Origin of the sequence: Terrabacter sp. GCM10028922 (genome assembly GCF_042666095.1) — a bacterium.
Lineage (GTDB): Bacteria > Actinomycetota > Actinomycetes > Actinomycetales > Dermatophilaceae > Terrabacter.
The window spans coordinates 64,609-84,916 of sequence record NZ_JBHTFG010000036.1 but is presented as its reverse complement, the minus strand read 5'-3'; the positions used below and the strand labels follow the sequence as shown (position 1 = coordinate 84,916).

General features: G+C 69.5%; 15 protein-coding genes. 14 read left to right on the top strand and 1 reads right to left on the bottom strand.

Annotation, left to right across the window (positions count from 1 at the left end; translation table 11 throughout):
* Nucleotides 1-75: 75 nt before the first annotated feature.
* The 11 genes from ACFQU3_RS23010 to ACFQU3_RS22960 all read left to right on the top strand — a co-directional run bounded on the left by ACFQU3_RS23010 (nt 76) and on the right by ACFQU3_RS22960 (nt 11,580).
* Entirely contained in the window at nt 76-840 is a 765-nt protein-coding gene (locus ACFQU3_RS23010; protein WP_385914774.1) for an ABC transporter permease, read from the top strand.
* Entirely contained in the window at nt 837-2,168 is a 1,332-nt protein-coding gene (locus tag ACFQU3_RS23005; protein WP_385914152.1) for an MCE family protein, read from the top strand. The genes ACFQU3_RS23010 and ACFQU3_RS23005 overlap by 4 nt, the downstream gene beginning before the upstream one ends.
* The gene (locus ACFQU3_RS23000; RefSeq protein WP_385914150.1) at nt 2,165-3,196 is read left to right on the top strand and encodes an MCE family protein; all 1,032 of its coding nucleotides are present in this window, start codon (nt 2,165-2,167) and stop codon (nt 3,194-3,196) included. The genes ACFQU3_RS23005 and ACFQU3_RS23000 overlap by 4 nt, the downstream gene beginning before the upstream one ends.
* Nucleotides 3,193-4,224, top strand: a complete 1,032-nt coding sequence (locus ACFQU3_RS22995; RefSeq protein ID WP_385914149.1) for an MCE family protein — start codon at nt 3,193-3,195, stop codon at nt 4,222-4,224. Before ACFQU3_RS23000 ends, ACFQU3_RS22995 begins: the two co-directional genes overlap by 4 nt.
* Nucleotides 4,224-5,438, top strand: coding sequence for an MCE family protein (locus tag ACFQU3_RS22990; protein WP_385914147.1), 1,215 nt, complete (start codon nt 4,224-4,226; stop codon nt 5,436-5,438). The genes ACFQU3_RS22995 and ACFQU3_RS22990 overlap by 1 nt, the downstream gene beginning before the upstream one ends.
* A gap of 56 nt (nt 5,439-5,494) precedes the next feature.
* Nucleotides 5,495-6,694 carry an MCE family protein gene (locus ACFQU3_RS22985; RefSeq protein WP_385914145.1) on the top strand — a complete coding sequence of 400 codons (1,200 nt, stop codon included), beginning with the start codon at nt 5,495-5,497 and terminating at the stop codon, nt 6,692-6,694.
* Nucleotides 6,691-7,989 carry an MCE family protein gene (locus ACFQU3_RS22980; RefSeq protein WP_385914143.1) on the top strand — a complete coding sequence of 433 codons (1,299 nt, stop codon included), beginning with the start codon at nt 6,691-6,693 and terminating at the stop codon, nt 7,987-7,989. The genes ACFQU3_RS22985 and ACFQU3_RS22980 overlap by 4 nt, the downstream gene beginning before the upstream one ends.
* Before the next feature lie 24 nt (nt 7,990-8,013).
* Nucleotides 8,014-8,664: a hypothetical protein gene (locus ACFQU3_RS22975; protein ID WP_385914141.1), complete on the top strand. Its 651-nt coding sequence runs from the start codon at nt 8,014-8,016 to the stop codon at nt 8,662-8,664.
* Nucleotides 8,648-9,403: a hypothetical protein gene (locus ACFQU3_RS22970; protein WP_385914139.1), complete on the top strand. Its 756-nt coding sequence runs from the start codon at nt 8,648-8,650 to the stop codon at nt 9,401-9,403. Before ACFQU3_RS22975 ends, ACFQU3_RS22970 begins: the two co-directional genes overlap by 17 nt.
* A gap of 138 nt (nt 9,404-9,541) precedes the next feature.
* A complete protein-coding gene (locus ACFQU3_RS22965; protein ID WP_385914137.1) occupies nt 9,542-10,504 on the top strand; it encodes a nitrilase-related carbon-nitrogen hydrolase in 963 nt (320 codons plus the stop codon).
* Nucleotides 10,505-10,569: 65 nt separating this feature from the next.
* Nucleotides 10,570-11,580, top strand: a complete 1,011-nt coding sequence (locus tag ACFQU3_RS22960) for an agmatine/peptidylarginine deiminase (RefSeq protein ID WP_385914771.1) — start codon at nt 10,570-10,572, stop codon at nt 11,578-11,580.
* Between the two features lie 145 nt (nt 11,581-11,725).
* Here ACFQU3_RS22960 and ACFQU3_RS22955 read toward each other — a convergent pair whose 3' ends face one another.
* Entirely contained in the window at nt 11,726-12,040 is a 315-nt protein-coding gene (locus tag ACFQU3_RS22955) for a DUF4282 domain-containing protein (RefSeq protein WP_385914135.1), read from the bottom strand.
* On the opposite strand from ACFQU3_RS22955, the gene ACFQU3_RS22950 reads away from it, so the two are divergent.
* The 3 genes from ACFQU3_RS22950 (at nt 12,030) to ACFQU3_RS22940 (ending at nt 20,297) form a co-directional block, all read left to right on the top strand.
* Nucleotides 12,030-12,278 carry a hypothetical protein gene (locus tag ACFQU3_RS22950; RefSeq protein ID WP_385914133.1) on the top strand — a complete coding sequence of 83 codons (249 nt, stop codon included), beginning with the start codon at nt 12,030-12,032 and terminating at the stop codon, nt 12,276-12,278. The two genes, ACFQU3_RS22955 and ACFQU3_RS22950, sit on opposite strands and share 11 nt — an antisense overlap.
* Before the next feature lie 517 nt (nt 12,279-12,795).
* The gene (gene rpoB / locus ACFQU3_RS22945; RefSeq protein ID WP_385914131.1) at nt 12,796-16,278 is read left to right on the top strand and encodes a DNA-directed RNA polymerase subunit beta; all 3,483 of its coding nucleotides are present in this window, start codon (nt 12,796-12,798) and stop codon (nt 16,276-16,278) included.
* 122 nt (nt 16,279-16,400) lie between these two features.
* On the top strand, nt 16,401-20,297 hold the full coding sequence (locus ACFQU3_RS22940) for a DNA-directed RNA polymerase subunit beta' (protein ID WP_385914129.1): 3,897 nt from the start codon (nt 16,401-16,403) through the stop codon (nt 20,295-20,297).
* The last annotated feature ends 11 nt before the right edge of the window (nt 20,298-20,308 follow it).

Here is a 20,308-nt window from a genome sequence, read left to right as displayed (position 1 = left end):
CAGAACCCCACGGGGGAGCGGCTGCTGCAGGTCGCGACCCGGCCCGCCCGCGCGCTCGACTCGCTCGGCGAGCAGATGCGCTTCTACGTGCGCTCGCTGGCGTGGAGCGGCCGCACGCTGCGCCGCTACAAGAAGGAGGTCGTCCGGCTCCTGGCCGAGGTCTCCCTCGGCACGGGCGCGCTCTCCGTCATCGGCGGCACGGTCGGCGTCATCGCCTTCCTCGCCTTCTTCACCGGCACCGAGGTCGGCCTGCAGGGCTACTCCTCGCTCGACCAGCTCGGCACGGGTGCCTTCACCGGGTTCTTCTCGGCCTACCTCAACACCCGCGAGATCGCACCGCTCGTCGCCGGCCTGGCGCTCGCGGCCACCGTCGGCTGCGGCTTCACCGCGCAGCTCGGCGCCATGCGCATCTCCGAGGAGGTCGACGCGCTCGAGGTCATGGGCATCCCGTCGCTGCCGTTCCTCGTCACGACGCGGATGATCGCCGGCTTCGTCGCCGTCATCCCGCTGTACGTCTTGGGCCTGCTCAGCTCGTACGCGGCCACGCGCTTCATCTCGACGACCTACTTCGGGCAGTCGGAGGGCACGTACGACCACTACTTCCATCTGTTCCTGCCACCCGGCGACGTGTTCTGGTCGTTCGTCAAGGTGATGGTGTTCGCGGTCGTCATCATCCTCATCCACTGCTACTACGGCTACACCGCCTCGGGTGGCCCCGCCGGTGTCGGCGTCGCCGTCGGCACAGCGGTACGCACCTCGATCGTCGCGATCAACATCGTCGACTTCTTCCTGTCGCTCGCCATCTGGGGTGCGACGACGAGCGTGAGGATCGCCGGATGAGCGAGACGAGCCCCGGGCCGCTCACCCAGCTGACGCGATGGCGCATCGGCGCGAAGGCGTACGGCATCGTCTTCCTCACCGTCGTGGCCCTGCTCGTCGGGCTCGCCGTCGCGTCCTTCCAGCAGCGGTTCACGCCCGTCGTCATGGTCACGCTCGAGACGAACCGCCTCGGCAGCCAGCTGCAGGAGAGCTCGGACGTCAAGCTGCGGGGGCTGCTCGTCGGCGAGGTGCGCACGGTCGAGGCGACCCCTGACGGCGCGCGCCTCGAGCTGGCCCTGCGTCCCGAGGACGTCGCCAGGATCCCGTCCAACGTCCGTGCGCGCCTGCTGCCCAAGACCCTGTTCGGGGAGCGCTACGTCGACCTCGTGACGGCGCCGACGAACGCGCGTCCGATCCGGGCCGGCGACGTCATCCCGCAGGACCGCAGCCGCGTCGCCATCGAGCTCGAGACCGTGCTCGAGAACCTCTACCCGCTGCTGCGCACGGTCCAGCCGGCCAAGCTCGCCACGACCCTGAACGCCCTGTCGACGACGCTCGACGGCCGTGGCGAGCAGATCGGTCGGAACCTCGTGCTCGTCGACCGCTACCTCAAGGCCCTCAACCCGAAGATGCCGACGATCCAGAAGGACATCTCGCTGCTCGCCGACGCGGCCGACCTCTACGACGGCATCGCGCCGGACTTCTTCCGGCTCACCGAGGCCGCCCGCGTCACGAACCGCACGATCGTCGAGAAGGACCAGCAGCTCGCGGCCTTCCTCGTCGGCACGGCCGGCTTCGCCAACGAGGCCGCGGGCTTCCTGCGCGACAACGAGCAGCGGATCATCCAGGTCGGTCAGGTCAGCAGGCCGACGCTCGGGCTCCTCGCCGAGTACTCGCCGATCTACCCCTGCGTCGCGTCGGGCCTCGTGAACTGGCTCCCGCGCGTCAATGCCGCCTTCTCCGGCAACACCTTCCACATCACCCTCGAGGTCGTGCCGCCGCGCCAGCCCTACCGGCCGGGGGAGGAGCCACGTTGGAACGAGAAGCGCGGCCCGGACTGCTTCGGCCTGCCCAGTCCCGACGGGTCGCAGTCGAACCCGTTCGCGGGCAACCACTTCGACGACGGCACCCACCCGGCCAGCGACGCGACACCCTTCTCGGCGCTGCCACAGGCCCTGCTGGGCCAGGCGCCCGCGGCGGACTCCGGCTCGGCCGGCACCGTCGAGGAGCAGAGGGTCGTCAGCGCGCTGCTGGCGGATGACGGGGACCCGGCGCCGGCCGGCGCGAGCGGCATCCAGACGCTCCTTGCGGGGCCGATGATGCGCGGCACGGTGGTGAGCATCCGATGAAGGTCAAGGGTTCGCTGGTCAAGCTCATCGTCTTCGCGGCCGTCACGCTGTTCGCGACGAGCATCCTCGCGCTGACGATCGCCAACATCCAGCTCGGCTCCAAGGCGACCTACACCGCCGTGGTGCGCGACGCGACCGGCGTCGTCGCCGGTCAGGACGTCCGCATCGCCGGCGTCCGCGTCGGTGAGGTGACCGACGTCCGGGTCGCCCGTGGCGCCACGTCCGACGGAGCCGACGCCGAGATCGAGTTCTCGGTGCTCAAGAGCTCGGTGCTCACGCAGGGCACCGAGGTGACGGTCAAGTACCGAAACCTCGTCGGCCAGCGCTATCTCGCGCTGAGCCAGGGCACGGGTGCCCCGGCGCCGCTGGCGGACGGGGCGACGATCCCGCTCTCGCGCACCCACCCGGCGCTCGACCTGACGGTGCTCTTCAACGGCTTCAAGCCGCTCTTCGCGGCCCTCTCGCCCAGCGACGTCAACGAGCTGTCGGGCCTGCTCATCCAGACCCTGCAGGGAGAGGGCGGAGACATCAACACGCTGCTCGCCAAGACGGCGAGCCTGACGTCGGCCATCGCCGACCGCGACGCCGTCATCGGGCGCACCGTCGACAACCTCAACGCCGTGCTCGGCACCGTCGACGCGCACGACCAGCAGCTGCTCTCGCTCATCGACCAGCTGCAGCGCTTCACGAGCGGCCTCGCGGCCGACCGGGAGACGATCGGCCGTTCGCTGTCGGGCATCAACACCCTGTCGGCCGAGACCGCCGACCTTCTCGTCTCGACGCGCCCGCTCGTCAAGGACGACATCGCCCAGCTGCGCACCCTCGCGACGACGGTCAACAAGCCCGCGAACGTCAAGGAGTTCGAGGACTTCATCACCAACGCCCCGAAGCGCATCACCACCCTGACGCGCACGGCCACCTACGGGTCGTGGTTCAACTTCTACCTCTGCCGCTTCGACACCAGGAACCCGATCCTGCCCGGCGTCAGCCCGACCTACGACGTCGCGTCCGCGAGGTGCCCCTCATGAGCACGCCCTTCCGCGAGCGCAACCCCGTGCCGATCGGCGCGGTCGGTCTGGCCGTCCTCGCCCTGCTCCTCTACCTGGCGTTCAACGCTGCCAGCCTGCCCTTCATCGGCGGCGGCACGGCATACAGCGCGGCGTTCTCCGAGGCCGGGGGCATCCGCCCCGACGACGACGTGCGCATCGCCGGCGTCAAGGTCGGCAAGGTCACGGGCGTCGACCTGGAGGGCGACCACGTGCGCGTCGACTTCAGGGTCACCGAGGACGCGAGCTTCGGCCCCCAGACCGGTGCGTCGATCCGGATGAAGACGATCCTCGGCGAGAAGTACGTCGCGCTCGACCCCAAGGGCACCGGCCAGCTCGAGGCCGACGCGCAGATCCCCGTCTCGCGCACGGTGAGCTCCTACGACGTCATCAACGCCTTCCAGGACCTGACGACGACGACCGAGCGCATCGACACCGACCAGCTGGCGTCGTCGCTGACCGTCATCGCCACCGAGTTCCGGGACAGCCCCCAGTACGTCCGGGCCACTCTCGACGGACTGTCGCGCCTGTCGCGGACGATCGCCAGCCGCGACTCCGAGCTGGGCTCCCTGCTCCAGCGGGCCAACCACGTCACCGGGCTCGTGCGCAGCCGCAACCAGCAGGTCAGCACGCTCATCAAGGATGCCGACCTGCTCATGGTCGAGCTCGTGAAGCGCCGGGACGACATCCGGACGCTCTTTCGCAACACCTCGGCGCTCGCCAAGCAGCTGACCGGCCTGGCCCGCGACAACCGCGCGCAGCTGAAGCCCGCGCTGGCCGAGCTCGACAAGACGCTCGCCATGCTCCAGAAGCACGACGCCGACCTGCAGAAGACGATCCGTGCGATGGCACCCTTCACGCGCGTGTACGCCAACACGCTGGGCACCGGCCGCTGGTTCGACACGTGGGTCTCCAACCTCGTCGTGCCCGTGGGTGCGCCCGGTCTCGCCCTGCCCGGGACGCAGCTGCCCGACCTGCTCCTTCCAAGCACCTCCGGAGGTGGTCGCTGATGGCCGCGCCCCAGGCGTCCCGTATGCCGTTCGGCCGGCTCCACGGTCCTGCGACGCTCCTCGGCAAGCTCGTCACCGGCCTCGTCGTCGTCGCACTCGTGGCGGCAGGCATCGTCTTCTGGCCCCGCCAGGCCCAGACGAGCGTCAGCGCCGACTTCACCCGTGCGGTCGGGCTCTACCCGGGCTCCGACGTGCGCATCCTCGGCGTCAAGGTCGGCCAGGTCGACACCGTGACGCCGGAGGGCGACCACGTGCACGTGACCTTCAGCTACGACTCGAAGTACCGCGTCCCGGCGTCGGCGAAGGCGGCGATCGTCGCGCCGTCGCTCGTCTCGGACCGCTACGTGCAGCTGTTGCCGGTCTACGAGAACGGCCCGACCCTCGCGGCTGGCACGCGGATCCCCTTGCAGCGCACCGCCGTCCCGGTCGAGCTGGACCGTGTGTCGCAGAGCCTCGACGACCTCATGGTCGCCCTCGGCCCCGACGGCGCGAACAAGGACGGCGCCCTCGACGCGCTGCTCCGCACGTCGGCCGCCAACCTCGAGGGCAATGGCGAGCAGGTCAACGCCACGGTCCGCGACCTGTCGACGGCGCTCTCGACCCTCTCGGGCAGCCGCGACGACCTCTTCGGCACGGTGAAGAACCTCCAGTCCTTCACCTCGATGCTCGCCACGAACAACACGCAGGTGCGTCGGCTCAACTCCGACCTCGCCACCGTGGCGGTCCAGCTGAGCGAGGAGCGCGACAACCTCAAGGCCACCCTCGAGAGCCTCGGCGTGGCCGTCGACGAGGTCTCCGGCTTCGTGGCCGACAACCGCGCGCTGCTCAAGAGCAACCTCGACCGCGCCGTCACCGTCACCGATGCGTTCGCCAAGAACCGCCAGGCTCTCGCGCAGCTGCTCGAGAACGCGCCCGTCGCCTTGTCGAACCTCCAGAACGCGTACCACCCGCAGACCGGCACGCTCGACACCCGCAACAACGCCAAGGGTCTCGACGACCCGCTGCTGCTCGTGTGCTCGATCCTCACCGGCCCGACCCGCACCGGCAACACGAAGCTGTGCGACTCACTCAAGGACGCCGTGCTGCCCAAGCTCCCGACGCTGCCCTCGCTGCCGAGCGGCTCTGCGCTGCAAGGCACTCCGCAGCCCGACGGGCTCGTCAACCTCCGCGGTGCCGACCCGACCCTCGGCGGACTCCTCGGAGGCTCCCGATGACGTATACCGACCCACGGCGGGCCACGGCCGCCGTCCACCCCACGAGAAGGACCCGCGTGGTGACCATCGCGGTGAGCCTGCTGACGCTCGTCGGGGTCTCGGGCTGCAGCGCGTACGACCTGCCACTGCCTGGCGGCGCAGGCACGGGCGACGACTCCTACACGGTCACGGCGGAGTTCGCCGACGTGCTCGACCTCGTGCCGCAGTCGTCGGTCAAGGTCAACCAGGTCACCGTGGGCTCCGTCGAGGACATCCAGGTCACGGGGTGGACCGCGACCGTGCACCTGCGGCTCCCGCGTGGCGTCGTGCTCCCCGACAACGCGACGGCCGAGCTCAAGCAGACGTCGCTGCTCGGCGAGAAGTACGTCGCCCTCGCCGCGCCGACTGACGTGGCGCCCCAGGGCCGGCTCGGTCAGGGCGACCGCATCCCGCTCGCGCGCACGAGCCGCAACCCCGAGGTGGAGGAGGTCCTCGGCGCGATGTCCCTGCTGCTCAACGGTGGTGGCGTAGCCCAGCTCAAGACCATCGAGGCTGAGCTCAACAACGCTCTCCGAGGCCGCACGAGCAACGTCAGGGACCTCGTGAAGCAGCTCGGCACCTTCGTCGGGGGCCTCGACGCGCAGCGGTCCGAGATCGTCCGTGCCATCGACAGCATCGACCGGCTCTCGGGCACCCTCGCGAAGAACCAGGACAGGATCGGCAAGGCCCTCGACGAGCTGCCGAAGGGCCTGACGATCCTCGCCGACCAGCGTCGCCAGCTGACCGCGATGCTGACGGCGCTGCGCGACCTCGGCGAGGTCGGCACCCGCGTCATCCGCGGCTCGCGCGCCGACCTCGAGGCCAACCTTCGCGCCGTCAACCCGATCCTGCGCCAGCTCAACAAGGCTGGGGACGACCTGCCCAAGAGCTACCAGCTGCTGCTGACCTACCCGTTCCCGAACAACGCCCAGAACACCATCAGGGGCGACTTCACCAACCTCTGGGTGACCCTCGACACCGACGTCGACACCATCGCCGAGAACCTCGGCGTCGGCCGGCTGCCGGACCTGCCGCTGCCCTCGGTCCCGCTGCCCTCGGTCCCGCTGCCGTCGGTCCCGCTCCCCAGGGTGCCGCTGCCGTCGGTCCCGGGCGTCCCGGTGCCCACCGGACTGCCCACGACGCTGCCCGGTGGCGTGCTCGGCGCGCCCCAGTCGGGGTCGGCAGAGGCCGACGAGGCGTCGTGGTCCACGCTGTTCCCCACGGGAGGCTCCCGATGATCACCCGTACCGTGCGGCTCCAGCTCGCCGCCTTCGCGCTGCTGTCGGTCACGCTCGTGGCGATCCTCTCCGCCAACTACGTCGGGCTCACCGACAAGATCGCGGGTGGCACGTACCTCGTGTCGGCTGACCTCGCCCAGTCAGGTGGAATCTTCGTCGGTGCCGAGGTGACCTACCGCGGCGTCACCGTCGGCAAGGTCGAGGGGATGCGCCTGTCGGGCAACGGCGTGCTGGTCGATGCCCGTCTCGACCGCGGCACCCAGGTCCCGAAGGACACGACCGCCGTCGTCGAGAACCGCTCGGCGGTGGGGGAGCAGTACCTCGACCTCCAGCCGCGCACCGCCCGCGCGCCCTTCCTCGCCGCCGGCGACGTCATCCCGCGCGAGCGCACGACGTTCCCGATCCGCATCGACCAGCTGCTCCAGCACGTCGACAACACGGTCGCCTCGGTGCCACGCGACGCGCTGGTGACCACCGTCGACGAGCTCGCCGAGGCCTTCAAGGGCGGCGGCGCGGACCTCCAGCGGCTCATCGACTCGGGCGACGCGTTGACGATCGCCGCGTCCGAGGCGCTGCCGGAGACGACCAAGCTCATCGACGACGGCCGGATCGTGCTCGACACCCAGGTGCGCACCGGCGACGACATCCGCACGAGCGTCTCCGGCTTCGCTGACGTCGCCGACGCGCTCCGCGAGGCCGATCCCGACCTGCGGGTGGTGCTCGACCGGGGCTCCGTCGCCGTCACGCAGCTCGACGCCCTCATCTCCGAGAACAAGCAGAGTCTCGCGGCCCTGCTCGCCAACTTCATCACCATCGGCAACGTGACGACGGCACGGCTCGACGGCATCGAGCAGCTGCTCGTCACCTACCCGGATGTCGTCACGGGCGGCTACACCGTCATCCCCGGCGACGGCACCGCGCACTTCGGCCTCGTGCTCAACGCCGACGACCCCAAGGCGTGCGAGGTGGGCTACGAGGGCACGAGGAAGGTCGACCCCCACCAGACGCAGGGTCTTCCGCCCGTCAACCTCGATGCGCACTGCGCCGCCTCCCGCGGCTCGGGCGTCAACGTGCGTGGTGCCCAGAACGCCCCCAAGCCCACCCGGAGCAGCCAGGGCGGACAGAGCTTCCCCATGGCGTTCGGCCCCGTGCCGGTGGCTCTCGGCAACCGGGCCGTGACCTCCGGCAGCCCTGCCTCGTTGTCAGTGCAGTCCCCGGTCGTCCCGGCCGGCGACGACGAACGGACCGGCAACGGCACGAGCTGGCTCTGGATGATGCAGGAGGCGCTCCGCTAGCCGGTGATGGAAGGACACCCCTCGATGACGATGGTCACCACCCGCTCGGAGGCCGAGCGACCCCCACAGTCGCCAGACCCGACTGACGACGGTGCGGCGCGCGCCGCGACCGGTCCAGCCGGCGCGCCGCCCGACGCGACCCCGAGCCCCTCCGACGCGCCACGTGCGGACGTTAGGGGTGCCCGCACGTGGCGTCCCCGCCCGCGTCTCCTCTGGACGCTGACGGCCCTCTTCCTGCTCGCCGCGGTCGCGGTCACGGCCTCGCTGGGCCGGGCGACGTGGCAGCAGCAGCGCGCGGCCGACAGCCGCGCCGCGGCGCTCGCGGCCGGCCGGCAGATCGCCGTGAACTTCGTGACGATGAACGCCGCGACGTTCGACGCCGACACCAAGCGCGTCCTCGCAGAGTCCACCGGCTCGTTCCAGAAGGAGTACTCCTCCACGCTGGCGCAGCTCAAACCGGTCGTCACGGCCAACAAGACGGTCTCCACCGTCGAGCGCGCCGAGGCCTCGCTCGTGTCGGGCGACGACGACTCGGCCAAGGTGATCGTGGGAGTGGTCGCCCCGACGTCGAACGCCTCGACCCCGAAGGCCGAGAAGAAGACGTACCGGCTCCGCCTCGACCTCGTGAAGGTCGGCGACGCGTGGAAGGTGAGCAACCTTGACTTCGTCAGCTGACAACCCTCGCCCGGCCGTCGCATCCGGCAGCCCGCGCAAGCGCGTCGCCGGAGCCCGGCGCCGAGGCCGTCCCACGACCGACCAGACGCTCAGGCCCGTGGCGCCGCCGGCGACGGCGCTGTCACCGGATGCCGTCGAGACCGAACGGCCCGCCACCCTCGACGAGCACGTCGAGCCCACGGCGCGGACGGCCGCCACCCTCACGTCCGTGGACACTGGAGAGCAGCCGCAGCCCGAGCGGGCCGAACGGCGATCCGCAGGTCTCTGGTCCTCCGCGATCGGCGCGACGCTCGCGCTCGCGCTCCTGGCCGCCTCGCTCGTCTACGCCCTGCGCCCGGGCATGTCCGATACCGACCGCACGGCCGCGGCCGGGTCGGCCCGCACGACGCTCGAGAGCCTGCTCAGCTACAGCGGTGCCACGTTCGACCGCCACGTCAGCGAGGTCACGGCGCAGCTCACCTCGCCGTTCAAGGACCAGTTCACGAAGGTCGCGGCCACCGACATCAAGCCGATGGCCCTCAAGAACGAGGCGACGGTCCAGGCCAAGGTCTACGACGTGGGCGTCATGGACACGGCCGGTGACGGCGGCGAGGGCACGACCGTGCGCGTCATGGCCTTCGTCAACCAGGCCACGACGACCAAGGCCCAGCAGGCTCCGGCGATCGACCAGAACCGGGTCATCGCGACCATGCGCAAGGTCGGCGACCGCTGGCTCGTCAGCGACCTGTCGGCCTTCTGACGGGGGGAAGGTCCCGGGCGTCGTGGTCGACGTCCGGGACCGACGCCTCCGTCAAGGCTGTCGTGCCTTCTCGGAGGTCCACCGGGGCATGGGGCCGGCAGCGGCCGTGGGTCCCGGTGGGTTGGCATACTGCACGCTGTGAAGCTCATCCAGGCCAATGGCGTCCCTGATTCCCTCGCCCGCGTCGACGACCCGGAGGCTCCGCCGGTGCGGGTGGGCCTCGTCCAGCACCGGTGGGTCGATGACCCCGATGCGCTGGTCGACACGCTCCGTGACGGCATCCGCACGGCGGCCGATGCCGGGGCACGCATCGTCTTCCTGCCGGAGCTGACGCTGTCGCGATACCCCGCCGACACCCTGCCCGAAGGGACCCCCTCGGCCATCGCGGAGGACCTCGAGGCCGGCCCCACCGTCACCTTCGCCCGCGAGGCCGCACGAGACTTCGGTGTCCACGTCCACGCGTCGCTCTACGAGCGGTCCGACGCCGGTGACGGGCTCGGCTTCAACACCGCCGTCGTCGTGGCCCCGAGCGGAGAGCTCGTCGCGCGTACCCGCAAGACCCACATCCCGGTGACGGCCGGCTACTACGAGGACAAGTACTTCCGTCCCGGTCCGTCCGAGGACGCCTATCCCGTTGTGGCACTGGACGACCCGTCCCTGCGGCTGGGCCTCCCGACGTGCTGGGACGAGTGGTTCCCCGAGGTGGCCCGCCTCTACTCGCTCGGCGGGGCGGAGGTGCTCTGCTACCCCACGGCCATCGGCTCCGAGCCCGACCACCCCGGCTTCGACACCCAGCCGTTGTGGCAGCAGGTCATCGTCGGCAACGGCATCGCCAACGGCCTCTTCATGGTCGTGCCCAACCGGTTCGGCACCGAGGGCCTCATCACCTTCTACGGCAGCTCGTTCATCTCCGACCCCTACGGCCGCATCCTCGTGCAGGCGCCTCGCGACGAGGCCGCCGTCCTCGTCGCAGACCTCGACGTGGCTCAGCGTCGCGACTGGCTCGACCTCTTCCCGTTCCTCGCGACGCGTCGCCCCGACTCGTATGCCGCCCTGACGGCCCCCGTGCGCGACGAGCACCGTCGTGAGGTCGACCAGTGACCGACGCCGCCCCGGCGCCCTCGGGCGTGCTGGCGGGCAGGTCGGCGGGCGAGGCGGTCTGGCGGATGCCGGCCGAGACGGCCCCGCACGACTGCACCTGGATGGCGTGGCCCAGCCAGGGGTACACGCTGGGCGACACCCAGGCCGAGGTCGAGACGGCTCGCAGCACGTGGGCCGCGGTCGCCAACGCGATCGTCCCGTTCGAACCGGTGCGGATGGTCGTCGTGCCCGACGACCTCGACGTCGCGCGCGCGCTGCTGCACCCTGACGTCGAGCTCGTGCCGGCCGCCCTCGACGACGCGTGGATGCGCGACATCGGCCCGACGTTCGTTCGCTCTGCCGACGGCACGCGCCTCGGGGCCGTCGACTGGGTCTTCAACGGCTGGGGCGCGCAGGCCTGGGCCAGCTGGGAGCACGACGCGCGCATCGGGTCCTACCTCGGCGGGCTCGCCGGCGCCGAGGTCATCGACTCGAGGCTCGTGAACGAGGGGGGCGGCATCCACGTCGACGGGCTCGGCACGGTGCTGCTCACCGAGACCGTGCAGCTCGACCCCGGCCGCAACCCCGGCCTGACCCGTGCCGACGTCGAGGCCGAGCTTGCCCGCACGATCGGCGCGACGGCGTTCGTCTGGCTGCCGCGCGGTCTGACGCGCGACTACGACGAGTTCGGCACGCGGGGCCACGTCGACATCGTCGCGACGATGCCGAGCCCCGGGATCGTGCTGCTGCACGACCAGCAGGACCCCGCGCACCCCGACCATGCTGTGAGCCGGGAGCTGCGAGAGCTGCTCCAGGACGCTCATGATGCGCGCGGCCAGCGGCTCGAGGTCGTCGGCGTGCCCGCCCCTCGCACCCTGGCCGACGCTGAGGGCCCCGTCGACTGGTCGTACATCAACCACCTCGTCGTCAACGACGCCGTCATCGCCTGCACGTTCGGGGACGAGCAGGACGACGCGTCCCTCGGGGTGCTGGCCGACGCCTACCCCGGCCGCACCGTCGTCGGCGTCGACGCCAGGCCGCTCTTCGACCGCGGCGGCGGCATCCACTGCATCACCCAGCAGCAGCCCTCCCTCTGAGACCCCTCTCGCCACCCCCAACCCCACACCCCCGAGTCGAGTGGGCACTTCGCACCCGCCGGACCCCCCGGACCAGTCGAGTGGGCACTTCGCACCCGGGTGAAAGTGCCCACTCGACGTGGTGGGGTGGCCCTGTGGCGGAAGGTCAGGCCTGGGGGAGCCGTCGGTGGATGTCCTCGCTCATGCGGACGACCGAGAGGTAGAACTCCAGCGTCATGCGAATGACCGCGAGGTAGATGACCAGGAAGATCGGGCCGAGGATGAGCGCCGTGAGGCCGCTGCCGAAGCCCCGCGCGAAGCCGACGAAGACGAAGATGAGCCAGCTGGCCGTGAGCGCGACGGTCGCGAGCAGGTAGACGAAGCGCACGAGGATCGGCGTGACGAAGTTGGTGAAGCTGAAGTCGAAGAGGGCGCCGAGGAACCCGGCGCCCTCCTTCGCGGGGTCGGGGATGCTCGACATGCCGGTGGGCCCTCCGGTCGATGCGGGCGGTGGCGGCGGCGTGCTGCCGCCCGAAATGGACGAGGGCGAGGACGGGGACGGGGACGGGGGCGAGGCCGAGGGCGAGGGCGAGGAAGGCTGGCCCGTCGGCATCGGCGTCGTCGGGTGGCTGCCCGCGGGCTGGTTGAAGGAGGGCTGCTCGGGCGGGTTGGGGTCGGACATGGCTTCCTTCTGGACGGTCGCGTCGGCGGATCTCTGACGGTCGCCAATGCTAGGGCTGGGCATGCGTACGGACGGCTCGACCGGGCGTGCCTGCGACGCGTCGTCGCAGGTCAACGCGGTACGTGGACGCGACGCCCGGCGTGTCGCCGGGCGTCGAAGGGAGCGCTCACGACGCGGCCGGAGGCAGTCCTCGGAAGCGGTCGCGACGCGCCTCGCAGGGCAGGGGTCTTGACGCCGGGCCCGCGGAGGGCCATATTCGTCGCGTTCGCATCGCGAGCTCCCGGTCCGGGGGGCGTGGCAGGTCACGCCGAGGTCCACAGGTCGTCAACGACTGGTGGCCGCTCGGCAGACGATCTCCGTCTCTTGACCCGGCTGGACACTCCTGCCCTTTGACGGTAGGCTAGGCCTTTGCGCTGCCCATGCCCACCCTTCGCGACCTCGGTCAAGCCACTCACCATGCCATCCGGCATCCGGCTCGACCTCGGGACCCGCGAGCGGAGCCATGCGGCAACGCGGATCTGAAGATTCGAAAAAGGCCCGTGGAAGGACCCTCCTTGGCTGCCTCGCGTACTGCGACGAACATGTCCACCGCACAGACCCCTTCGGGACGTCTGTCCTTCGCGAAGATTCGCGAACCGCTCGAGGTCCCTGACCTCCTGGCCCTTCAGACGGAGAGCTTCGACTGGCTGCTCGGCAACGAGCGCTGGCAGGCTCGCGTCGCCGCGGCCAAGGCCGAGGGACGCACCGACGTCCCGGACCGGTCCGGGCTCGAGGAGATCTTCGAGGAGATCTCCCCGATCGAGGACTTCAGCGGCTCCATGTCGCTGTCGTTCCGCGACCACCGCTTCGAGGAGACCCGCAAGTCCATCGAGTCGTGCAAGGAGCGCGACCAGACCTACGACGCGCCGCTCTTCGTCACGGCTGAGTTCATGAACGCCCAGACGGGTGAGATCAAGAGCCAGACCGTGTTCATGGGTGACTTCCCGCTCATGACCGAGCGCGGCACGTTCATCATCAACGGCACCGAGCGTGTCGTCGTCTCCCAGCTCGTCCGCAGCCCGGGCGTCTACTTCGAGCGCACGCCCGACAAGACGTCCGACAAGGACATCTACACGGCCAAGATCATCCCGAGCCGTGGTGCCTGGCTCGAGTTCGAGATCGACAAGCGCGACATGGTGGGCGTCCGCGTCGACCGCAAGCGCAAGCAGTCGGTCACGGTGCTCCTCAAGGCCCTCGGCTGGACCGAGGCCCAGATCCTCGAGGAGTTCGGCGAGTTCGAGTCGATGCGTCTGACCCTCGAGAAGGACCACACGCAGGGCCAGGACGACGCGCTGCTCGACATCTACCGCAAGCTGCGCCCGGGCGAGCCGCCGACGAAGGAGGCCGCGCAGACGCTGCTCGACAACCTCTACTTCAACGGCAAGCGCTACGACCTCGCCAAGGTCGGCCGCTACAAGGTCAACAAGAAGCTCGGCCTCGACGCCTCGATCAACGACTCGACCCTGTCGATCGACGACATCGTCAAGACCATCAAGTTCATCGTCACGCTCCACGACGGCCAGGACTCGATGAAGGGTGTCAAGAACGGCGACGAGATCGACGTCCGCGTCGAGGTCGACGACATCGACCACTTCGGCAACCGCCGCCTGCGCTCCGTCGGCGAGCTCATCCAGAACCAGGTCCGCACCGGTCTGTCGCGCATGGAGCGCGTCGTCCGCGAGCGCATGACCACGCAGGACGTCGAGGCCATCACGCCGCAGACCCTGATCAACATCCGCCCCGTGGTGGCGTCGATCAAGGAGTTCTTCGGGACCTCGCAGCTCTCGCAGTTCATGGACCAGAACAACCCGCTCGCGGGTCTGACGCACAAGCGTCGTCTGTCCGCGCTCGGCCCGGGTGGCATCTCCCGTGACCGCGCCCAGATGGAGGTCCGTGACGTCCACCCGTCGCACTACGGCCGCATGTGCCCGATCGAGACGCCGGAAGGCCCGAACATCGGCCTCATCGGCTCGCTCGCGTCCTACGGCCGCATCAACGCGTTCGGCTTCATCGAGACGCCGTACCGCAAGGTCGAGAACGGCCACGTCACCGACGAGATCCACTACCTGTCGGCCGACGAGGAGGACCGCTACGTCGTCGCGCAGGCCAACGCCCCGCTCGACAAGAAGAACGACTACGTCGAGGATCGCGTCCTCGTGCGCACCAAGGGCGGCGAGGTCGAGCTCGTCCCCGGCGCCGACGTCGACTACATGGACGTCTCGCCGCGCCAGATGGTGTCGGCCGCGACCGCGATGATCCCGTTCCTCGAGCACGACGACGCCAACCGTGCCCTCATGGGCGCCAACATGCAGCGTCAGGCGGTCCCGCTCGTCAAGAGCGAGGCCCCGCTCGTCGGCACCGGCATGGAGTACCGCGCCGCCGTCGACTCCGGTGACGTCGTCCGTGCCGAGAAGGCCGGCGTCGTCCAGGAGGTGTCGGCTGACCTCGTCACCGTCGCCAACGACGACGGCACGTACCAGACGTACCGCATCGCCAAGTTCGCGCGCTCCAACCAGGGCACGAGCTACAACCAGGTCGTCCTCGTCAACGAGGGCGACCGTCTCGAGGCCGGTGGCGTCATCGCCGACGGTCCCGCGACCGACGGTGGCGAGATGGCGCTCGGGCGCAACCTGCTCGTGGCGTTCATGTCGTGGGAGGGCCACAACTACGAGGACGCGATCATCCTCAGCCAGCGTCTGGTCCAGGACGACGTCCTCTCCTCGATCCACATCGAGGAGCACGAGGTCGACGCCCGCGACACGAAGCTCGGCCCCGAGGAGATCACCCGGGACATCCCGAACGTCTCCGAGGAGGTCCTCGCCGACCTCGACGAGCGCGGCATCATCCGCGTCGGCGCCGAGGTCCGTGACGGCGACCTGCTCGTCGGCAAGGTCACGCCCAAGGGCGAGACCGAGCTGACCCCGGAGGAGCGCCTGCTCCGTGCGATCTTCGGCGAGAAGGCGCGCGAGGTGCGCGACACCTCGCTCAAGGTGCCCCACGGCGAGACCGGCACGGTCATCGGCGTCAAGGAGTTCCGCGCCGACCTCGGCGACGACCTCCCCCCGGGCGTCAACCAGCTCGTCCGCGTCTACGTGGCCAACAAGCGCAAGATCACCGACGGTGACAAGCTCGCCGGTCGCCACGGCAACAAGGGCGTCATCTCGAAGATCCTCCCGGTCGAGGACATGCCGTTCCTCGAGGACGGCACGCCGGTCGACGTCGTGCTCAACCCGCACGGTGTGCCGCGTCGTATGAACCTCGGCCAGATCCTCGAGCTGCACCTAGGCTGGGCCGCCTCGCGCGGCTGGAAGATCGAGGGCAACCCCGAGTGGGCTGCCGAGATCGCGCCCGACGCGCACGAGGCCCCGCCCGGCTCGCGCGTGGCGACGCCGGTCTTCGACGGTGCGTCCGAGGACGTCGTGACGGGTCTGCTCGACTCGACGCTCAAGACGCGTGACGACGTGCGCCTCATCGACGCCTCGGGCAAGACGCGCCTCTTCGACGGCCGCTCCGGCGAGCCGTTCCCGGAGCCCGTCGCGGTCGGCTACATGTACATCCTCAAGCTGCACCACCTCGTCGACGACAAGATCCACGCTCGCTCGACGGGTCCCTACTCGATGATCACCCAGCAGCCGCTCGGCGGTAAGGCCCAGTTCGGTGGCCAGCGCTTCGGTGAGATGGAGGTCTGGGCGCTCGAGGCGTACGGCGCTGCCTACACGCTCCAGGAGCTGCTGACGATCAAGTCGGACGACGTCCCTGGCCGCGTCAAGGTCTACGAGGCGATCGTCAAGGGCGAGAACATCCCGGACTCGGGCATCCCGGAGTCGTTCAAGGTCCTCCTCAAGGAGATGCAGTCCCTGTGTCTCAACGTCGAGGTCCTGAGCTCCGACGGCACGACGATCGAGATGAAGGAGTCCGACGAGGAGGTCTTCCGCGCTGCGGAGGAGCTCGGCATCGACCTGAGCCGGCGTGAGCCGTCCAGCGTCGAAGAGGTCTGAGAAGGCCACCACACGACAGGCGGTGCGTATGCCGCTGGGCCAGCTCAGCGGCATACGCCACCGATGTCTTCGAATCCCACTCAGACCAAAGACTTAACGAGAGTTACGAGAGAAGGAACCACGTGCTCGACGTCAACTTCTTCGACGAGCTGCGCATCGGCCTCGCCACCGCGGAATCCATCCGCCAGTGGAGCCACGGCGAGGTCAAGAAGCCCGAGACCATCAACTACCGCACCCTCAAGCCGGAGAAGGAGGGCCTCTTCTGCGAGCGCATCTTCGGCCCGACCCGGGACTGGGAGTGCAACTGCGGCAAGTACAAGCGCGTCCGCTTCAAGGGCATCATCTGCGAGCGCTGTGGCGTCGAGGTCACGCGCGCCAAGGTGCGCCGCGAGCGGATGGGCCACATCGAGCTCGCCGCGCCCGTCACCCACATCTGGTACTTCAAGGGCGTCCCGTCGCGCCTCGGGTACCTGCTCGACCTCGCCCCGAAGGACCTAGAGAAGGTCATCTACTTCGCGGCCTACATGATCACGTCCGTCGACGAGGACCAGCGCCACGCTGACCTGCCGTCGCTCGAGGCGCAGATCCAGGTCGAGAAGAAGGAGATCGAGAACCGCCGCGACGCCGACGTCGAGGCCCGCGCCCAGACGCTCGAGCGCAACATCGCCGAGCTCGAGGCCGAGGGCGCCAAGGCCGACGCCAAGCGCAAGATCCGCGACCAGGCCGAGCGCGAGATGAACAACATCCGCAAGCGCGCCGACCAGCTGGTCGAGCGCCTCGAGCAGGTCTGGGACCGGTTCAAGAACCTCAAGGTCCAGGACCTCGAGGGCGACGAGATCCTCTACCGCGAGATGCGTGACCGCTTCGGTCTGTACTTCGAGGGCGGCATGGGCGCCGCGGCGATCCAGAAGCGGCTCGAGTCCTTCGACCTCGACGCCGAGGCCGACCTCCTCCAGGAGATCATCGCGACCGGCAAGGGCCAGAAGAAGACCCGCGCCATCAAGCGCCTCAAGGTCGTCAACGCGTTCCAGATGACGACGAACCACCCGTCGGGCATGGTCCTCGACGCGATCCCGGTCATCCCGCCGGACCTGCGTCCGATGGTGCAGCTCGACGGTGGCCGCTTCGCGACGTCGGACCTCAACGACCTCTACCGTCGCGTCATCAACCGCAACAACCGCCTGAAGCGCCTGCTCGACCTCGGTGCGCCCGAGATCATCGTCAACAACGAGAAGCGCATGCTCCAGGAGGCCGTCGACAGCCTCTTCGACAACGGCCGTCGTGGTCGCCCGGTCACGGGTCCCGGCAACCGTCCGCTCAAGTCGCTCTCCGACATGCTCAAGGGCAAGCAGGGCCGGTTCCGCCAGAACCTCCTCGGCAAGCGCGTCGACTACTCCGGCCGTTCGGTCATCGTCGTCGGCCCGCAGCTGAAGCTGCACCAGTGCGGTCTGCCCAAGCAGATGGCGCTCGAGCTGTTCAAGCCCTTCGTGATGAAGCGCCTGGTCGACCTCGACCACGCGCAGAACATCAAGTCGGCCAAGCGCATGGTCGAGCGGGCCCGCCCGGTCGTGTGGGACGTCCTCGAAGAGGTCATCACGGAGCACCCGGTGCTGCTCAACCGCGCACCCACGCTGCACCGTCTCGGCATCCAGGCGTTCGAGCCGCAGCTCGTCGAGGGCAAGGCCATCCAGATCCACCCGCTCGTCTGCTCGGCGTTCAACGCCGACTTCGACGGTGACCAGATGGCCGTCCACGTGCCGCTCTCAGCGGAGGCGCAGGCCGAGGCCCGCATCCTCATGCTGTCGAGCAACAACATCCTCAAGCCGGCTGACGGTCGCCCCGTCACCATGCCGACGCAGGACATGATCACCGGCATCTACCACCTGACCGACGCGGTCGACGGTGGCGGCATCGGTGCGGGTCGCGCGTTCTCGTCCCCGTCTGAGGCCCGCATGGCCTTCGACCGTGGCGAGATCCAGCTCGGCTCAGCGATCAAGCTGCGCCTCGCCGACGCGGTGCCCCCGACCGGCTACGAGCTGCCCGAGGGTGTCGAGGCCGGCAAGGACGGCATCGTCCCGAGCATCACGCTCGAGACGACGCTCGGCCGCGCGATCTTCAACGACACGCTGCCGGTCGACTACCCGTTCGAGAACCGCCCGGTCGACCGCAAGCGGCTCTCGGCGATCGTCAACGACCTCGCCGAGCGCTACTCCAAGGTCCAGGTCGCTGCCTCGCTCGACGCCCTGAAGGAGGCCGGTTTCCACTGGTCGACGCGCTCGGGCTGCACCGTCGCGATCTCCGACGTCACGACGCCGGACAACAAGACGGCCATCCTCGAGGGCTACGAGACGAAGGCCGCCAAGGTCCAGACCCAGTACGAGCGTGGTCTGATCACCGACGACGAGCGCCGCCAGGAGCTCGTCGAGATCTGGACGCAGGCCTCGAACCAGGTCGCCAAGGAGATGGAGACCAACTTCCCGCGCACGAACCCCATCTACCGGATGGTGTCCTCGGGTGCTGGTGGTAACTGGTTCCAGATCCGTCAGATCGCCGGTATGCGTGGCCTCATGGCCAACCCGAAGGGCGAGATCATCCCGCGTCCGATCAAGGCGAACTTCCGTGAGGGCCTCACGGTGCTCGAGTTCTTCATCTCGACGCACGGTGCCCGCAAGGGTCTGGCCGACACGGCGCTTCGTACCGCCGACTCGGGCTACCTGACGCGTCGTCTCGTCGACGTGTCGCAGGACGTCATCATCCGTGAGGACGACTGCGGCACCGACCGTGGCCTCAAGCTGCCGATCGCCCAGGTCAACGAGACCACGGGCACGCGTGCGCCGAGCGAGGTCGTCGAGGCCTCGGTCTACGCCCGCACGCTGGCCGAGGACGTCGTCGTCGACGGTGAGACGCTCGCCGTCGCCGGCATCGACCTCGGTGACGTCGTCATCGACGCGCTCTACGCGGCCGGTGTCGACGAGGTGCGGATCCGTTCGGTGCTCACGTGCGACAGCAAGGTCGGCACCTGCGCGGCCTGCTACGGGCGTTCGCTGGCGACGGGCAAGCTCGTCGACATCGGCGAGGCCGTCGGCATCATCGCGGCCCAGTCGATCGGTGAGCCCGGCACGCAGCTGACGATGCGTACCTTCCACACCGGTGGTGCGGCCGCGGCCGACGACATCACCCAGGGTCTGCCGCGTGTCGTCGAGCTCTTCGAGGCGCGCACACCCAAGGGTGTCGCCCCGATCGCCGAGGCCACCGGCCGCGTCGAGATCGAGGACACCGACAAGGCGCGTCGCGTCCTGCTCACGCCCGACGACGGCTCCGAGCAGCACGCCTACCCGGTCAGCAAGCGCTCGCGCCTGCTGGTCGCCGACGGTGACCACGTGACCGTGGGCGACAAGCTCGTCCAGGGCGCGATCGACCCCAAGCAGGTCCTTCGCATCCTCGGCCCGCGTGCCGCTCAGAAGCACCTCGTCGACGAGGTGCAGCGGGTCTACCGCCAGCAGGGTGTGTCGATCCACGACAAGCACATCGAGGTCATCGTGCGGCAGATGCTGCGGCGCGTGACGATCATCGAGGCCGGCGACGCGGACCTCCTCCCGGGCGAGCTCGCCGAGCGCGGCCGCTTCGAGGACGAGAACCGTCGCGTCATGGCCGAGGGTGGCCGCCCGGCCGCCGGTCGTCCCGAGCTGATGGGTATCACCAAGGCCTCGCTGGCGACCGAGTCGTGGCTGTCGGCTGCGTCCTTCCAGGAGACGACCCGCGTGCTCACGCAGGCCGCCATGGAGGCCAAGTCCGACCCGCTGCTCGGCCTCAAGGAGAACGTCATCCTCGGAAAGCTCATCCCTGCCGGCACGGGCCTGCCCCGCTACCGGAACATCAAGGTCGAGCCCACCGAGGAGGCCAAGGCTGCGATGTACTCGCTGCCGAGCTACGACGCCTACGACTACGCAGGCTTCGGTTCGGGCACCGGCGAGGCCATCCGTCTCGACGACGAGGCTCTCGGTCTCGACAAGTTCTGACCGGGCGAACC

Coding starts and splice junctions, on each gene's coding strand:
- ACFQU3_RS22955 (WP_385914135.1), bottom strand. CDS start 12,040: ATGTCGAGCATCCCCGACCCCGCGAAGGAGGGCGCCGGGTTCCTCGGC.
- ACFQU3_RS23000 (WP_385914150.1), top strand. CDS start 2,165: ATGAAGGTCAAGGGTTCGCTGGTCAAGCTCATCGTCTTCGCGGCCGTC.
- ACFQU3_RS23010 (WP_385914774.1), top strand. CDS start 76: ATGCGCTTCTACGTGCGCTCGCTGGCGTGGAGCGGCCGCACGCTGCGC.
- ACFQU3_RS23005 (WP_385914152.1), top strand. CDS start 837: ATGAGCGAGACGAGCCCCGGGCCGCTCACCCAGCTGACGCGATGGCGC.
- ACFQU3_RS22960 (WP_385914771.1), top strand. CDS start 10,570: ATGCCGGCCGAGACGGCCCCGCACGACTGCACCTGGATGGCGTGGCCC.
- ACFQU3_RS22980 (WP_385914143.1), top strand. CDS start 6,691: ATGATCACCCGTACCGTGCGGCTCCAGCTCGCCGCCTTCGCGCTGCTG.
- ACFQU3_RS22950 (WP_385914133.1), top strand. CDS start 12,030: ATGCTCGACATGCCGGTGGGCCCTCCGGTCGATGCGGGCGGTGGCGGC.
- ACFQU3_RS22990 (WP_385914147.1), top strand. CDS start 4,224: ATGGCCGCGCCCCAGGCGTCCCGTATGCCGTTCGGCCGGCTCCACGGT.
- ACFQU3_RS22975 (WP_385914141.1), top strand. CDS start 8,014: ATGACGATGGTCACCACCCGCTCGGAGGCCGAGCGACCCCCACAGTCG.
- ACFQU3_RS22995 (WP_385914149.1), top strand. CDS start 3,193: ATGAGCACGCCCTTCCGCGAGCGCAACCCCGTGCCGATCGGCGCGGTC.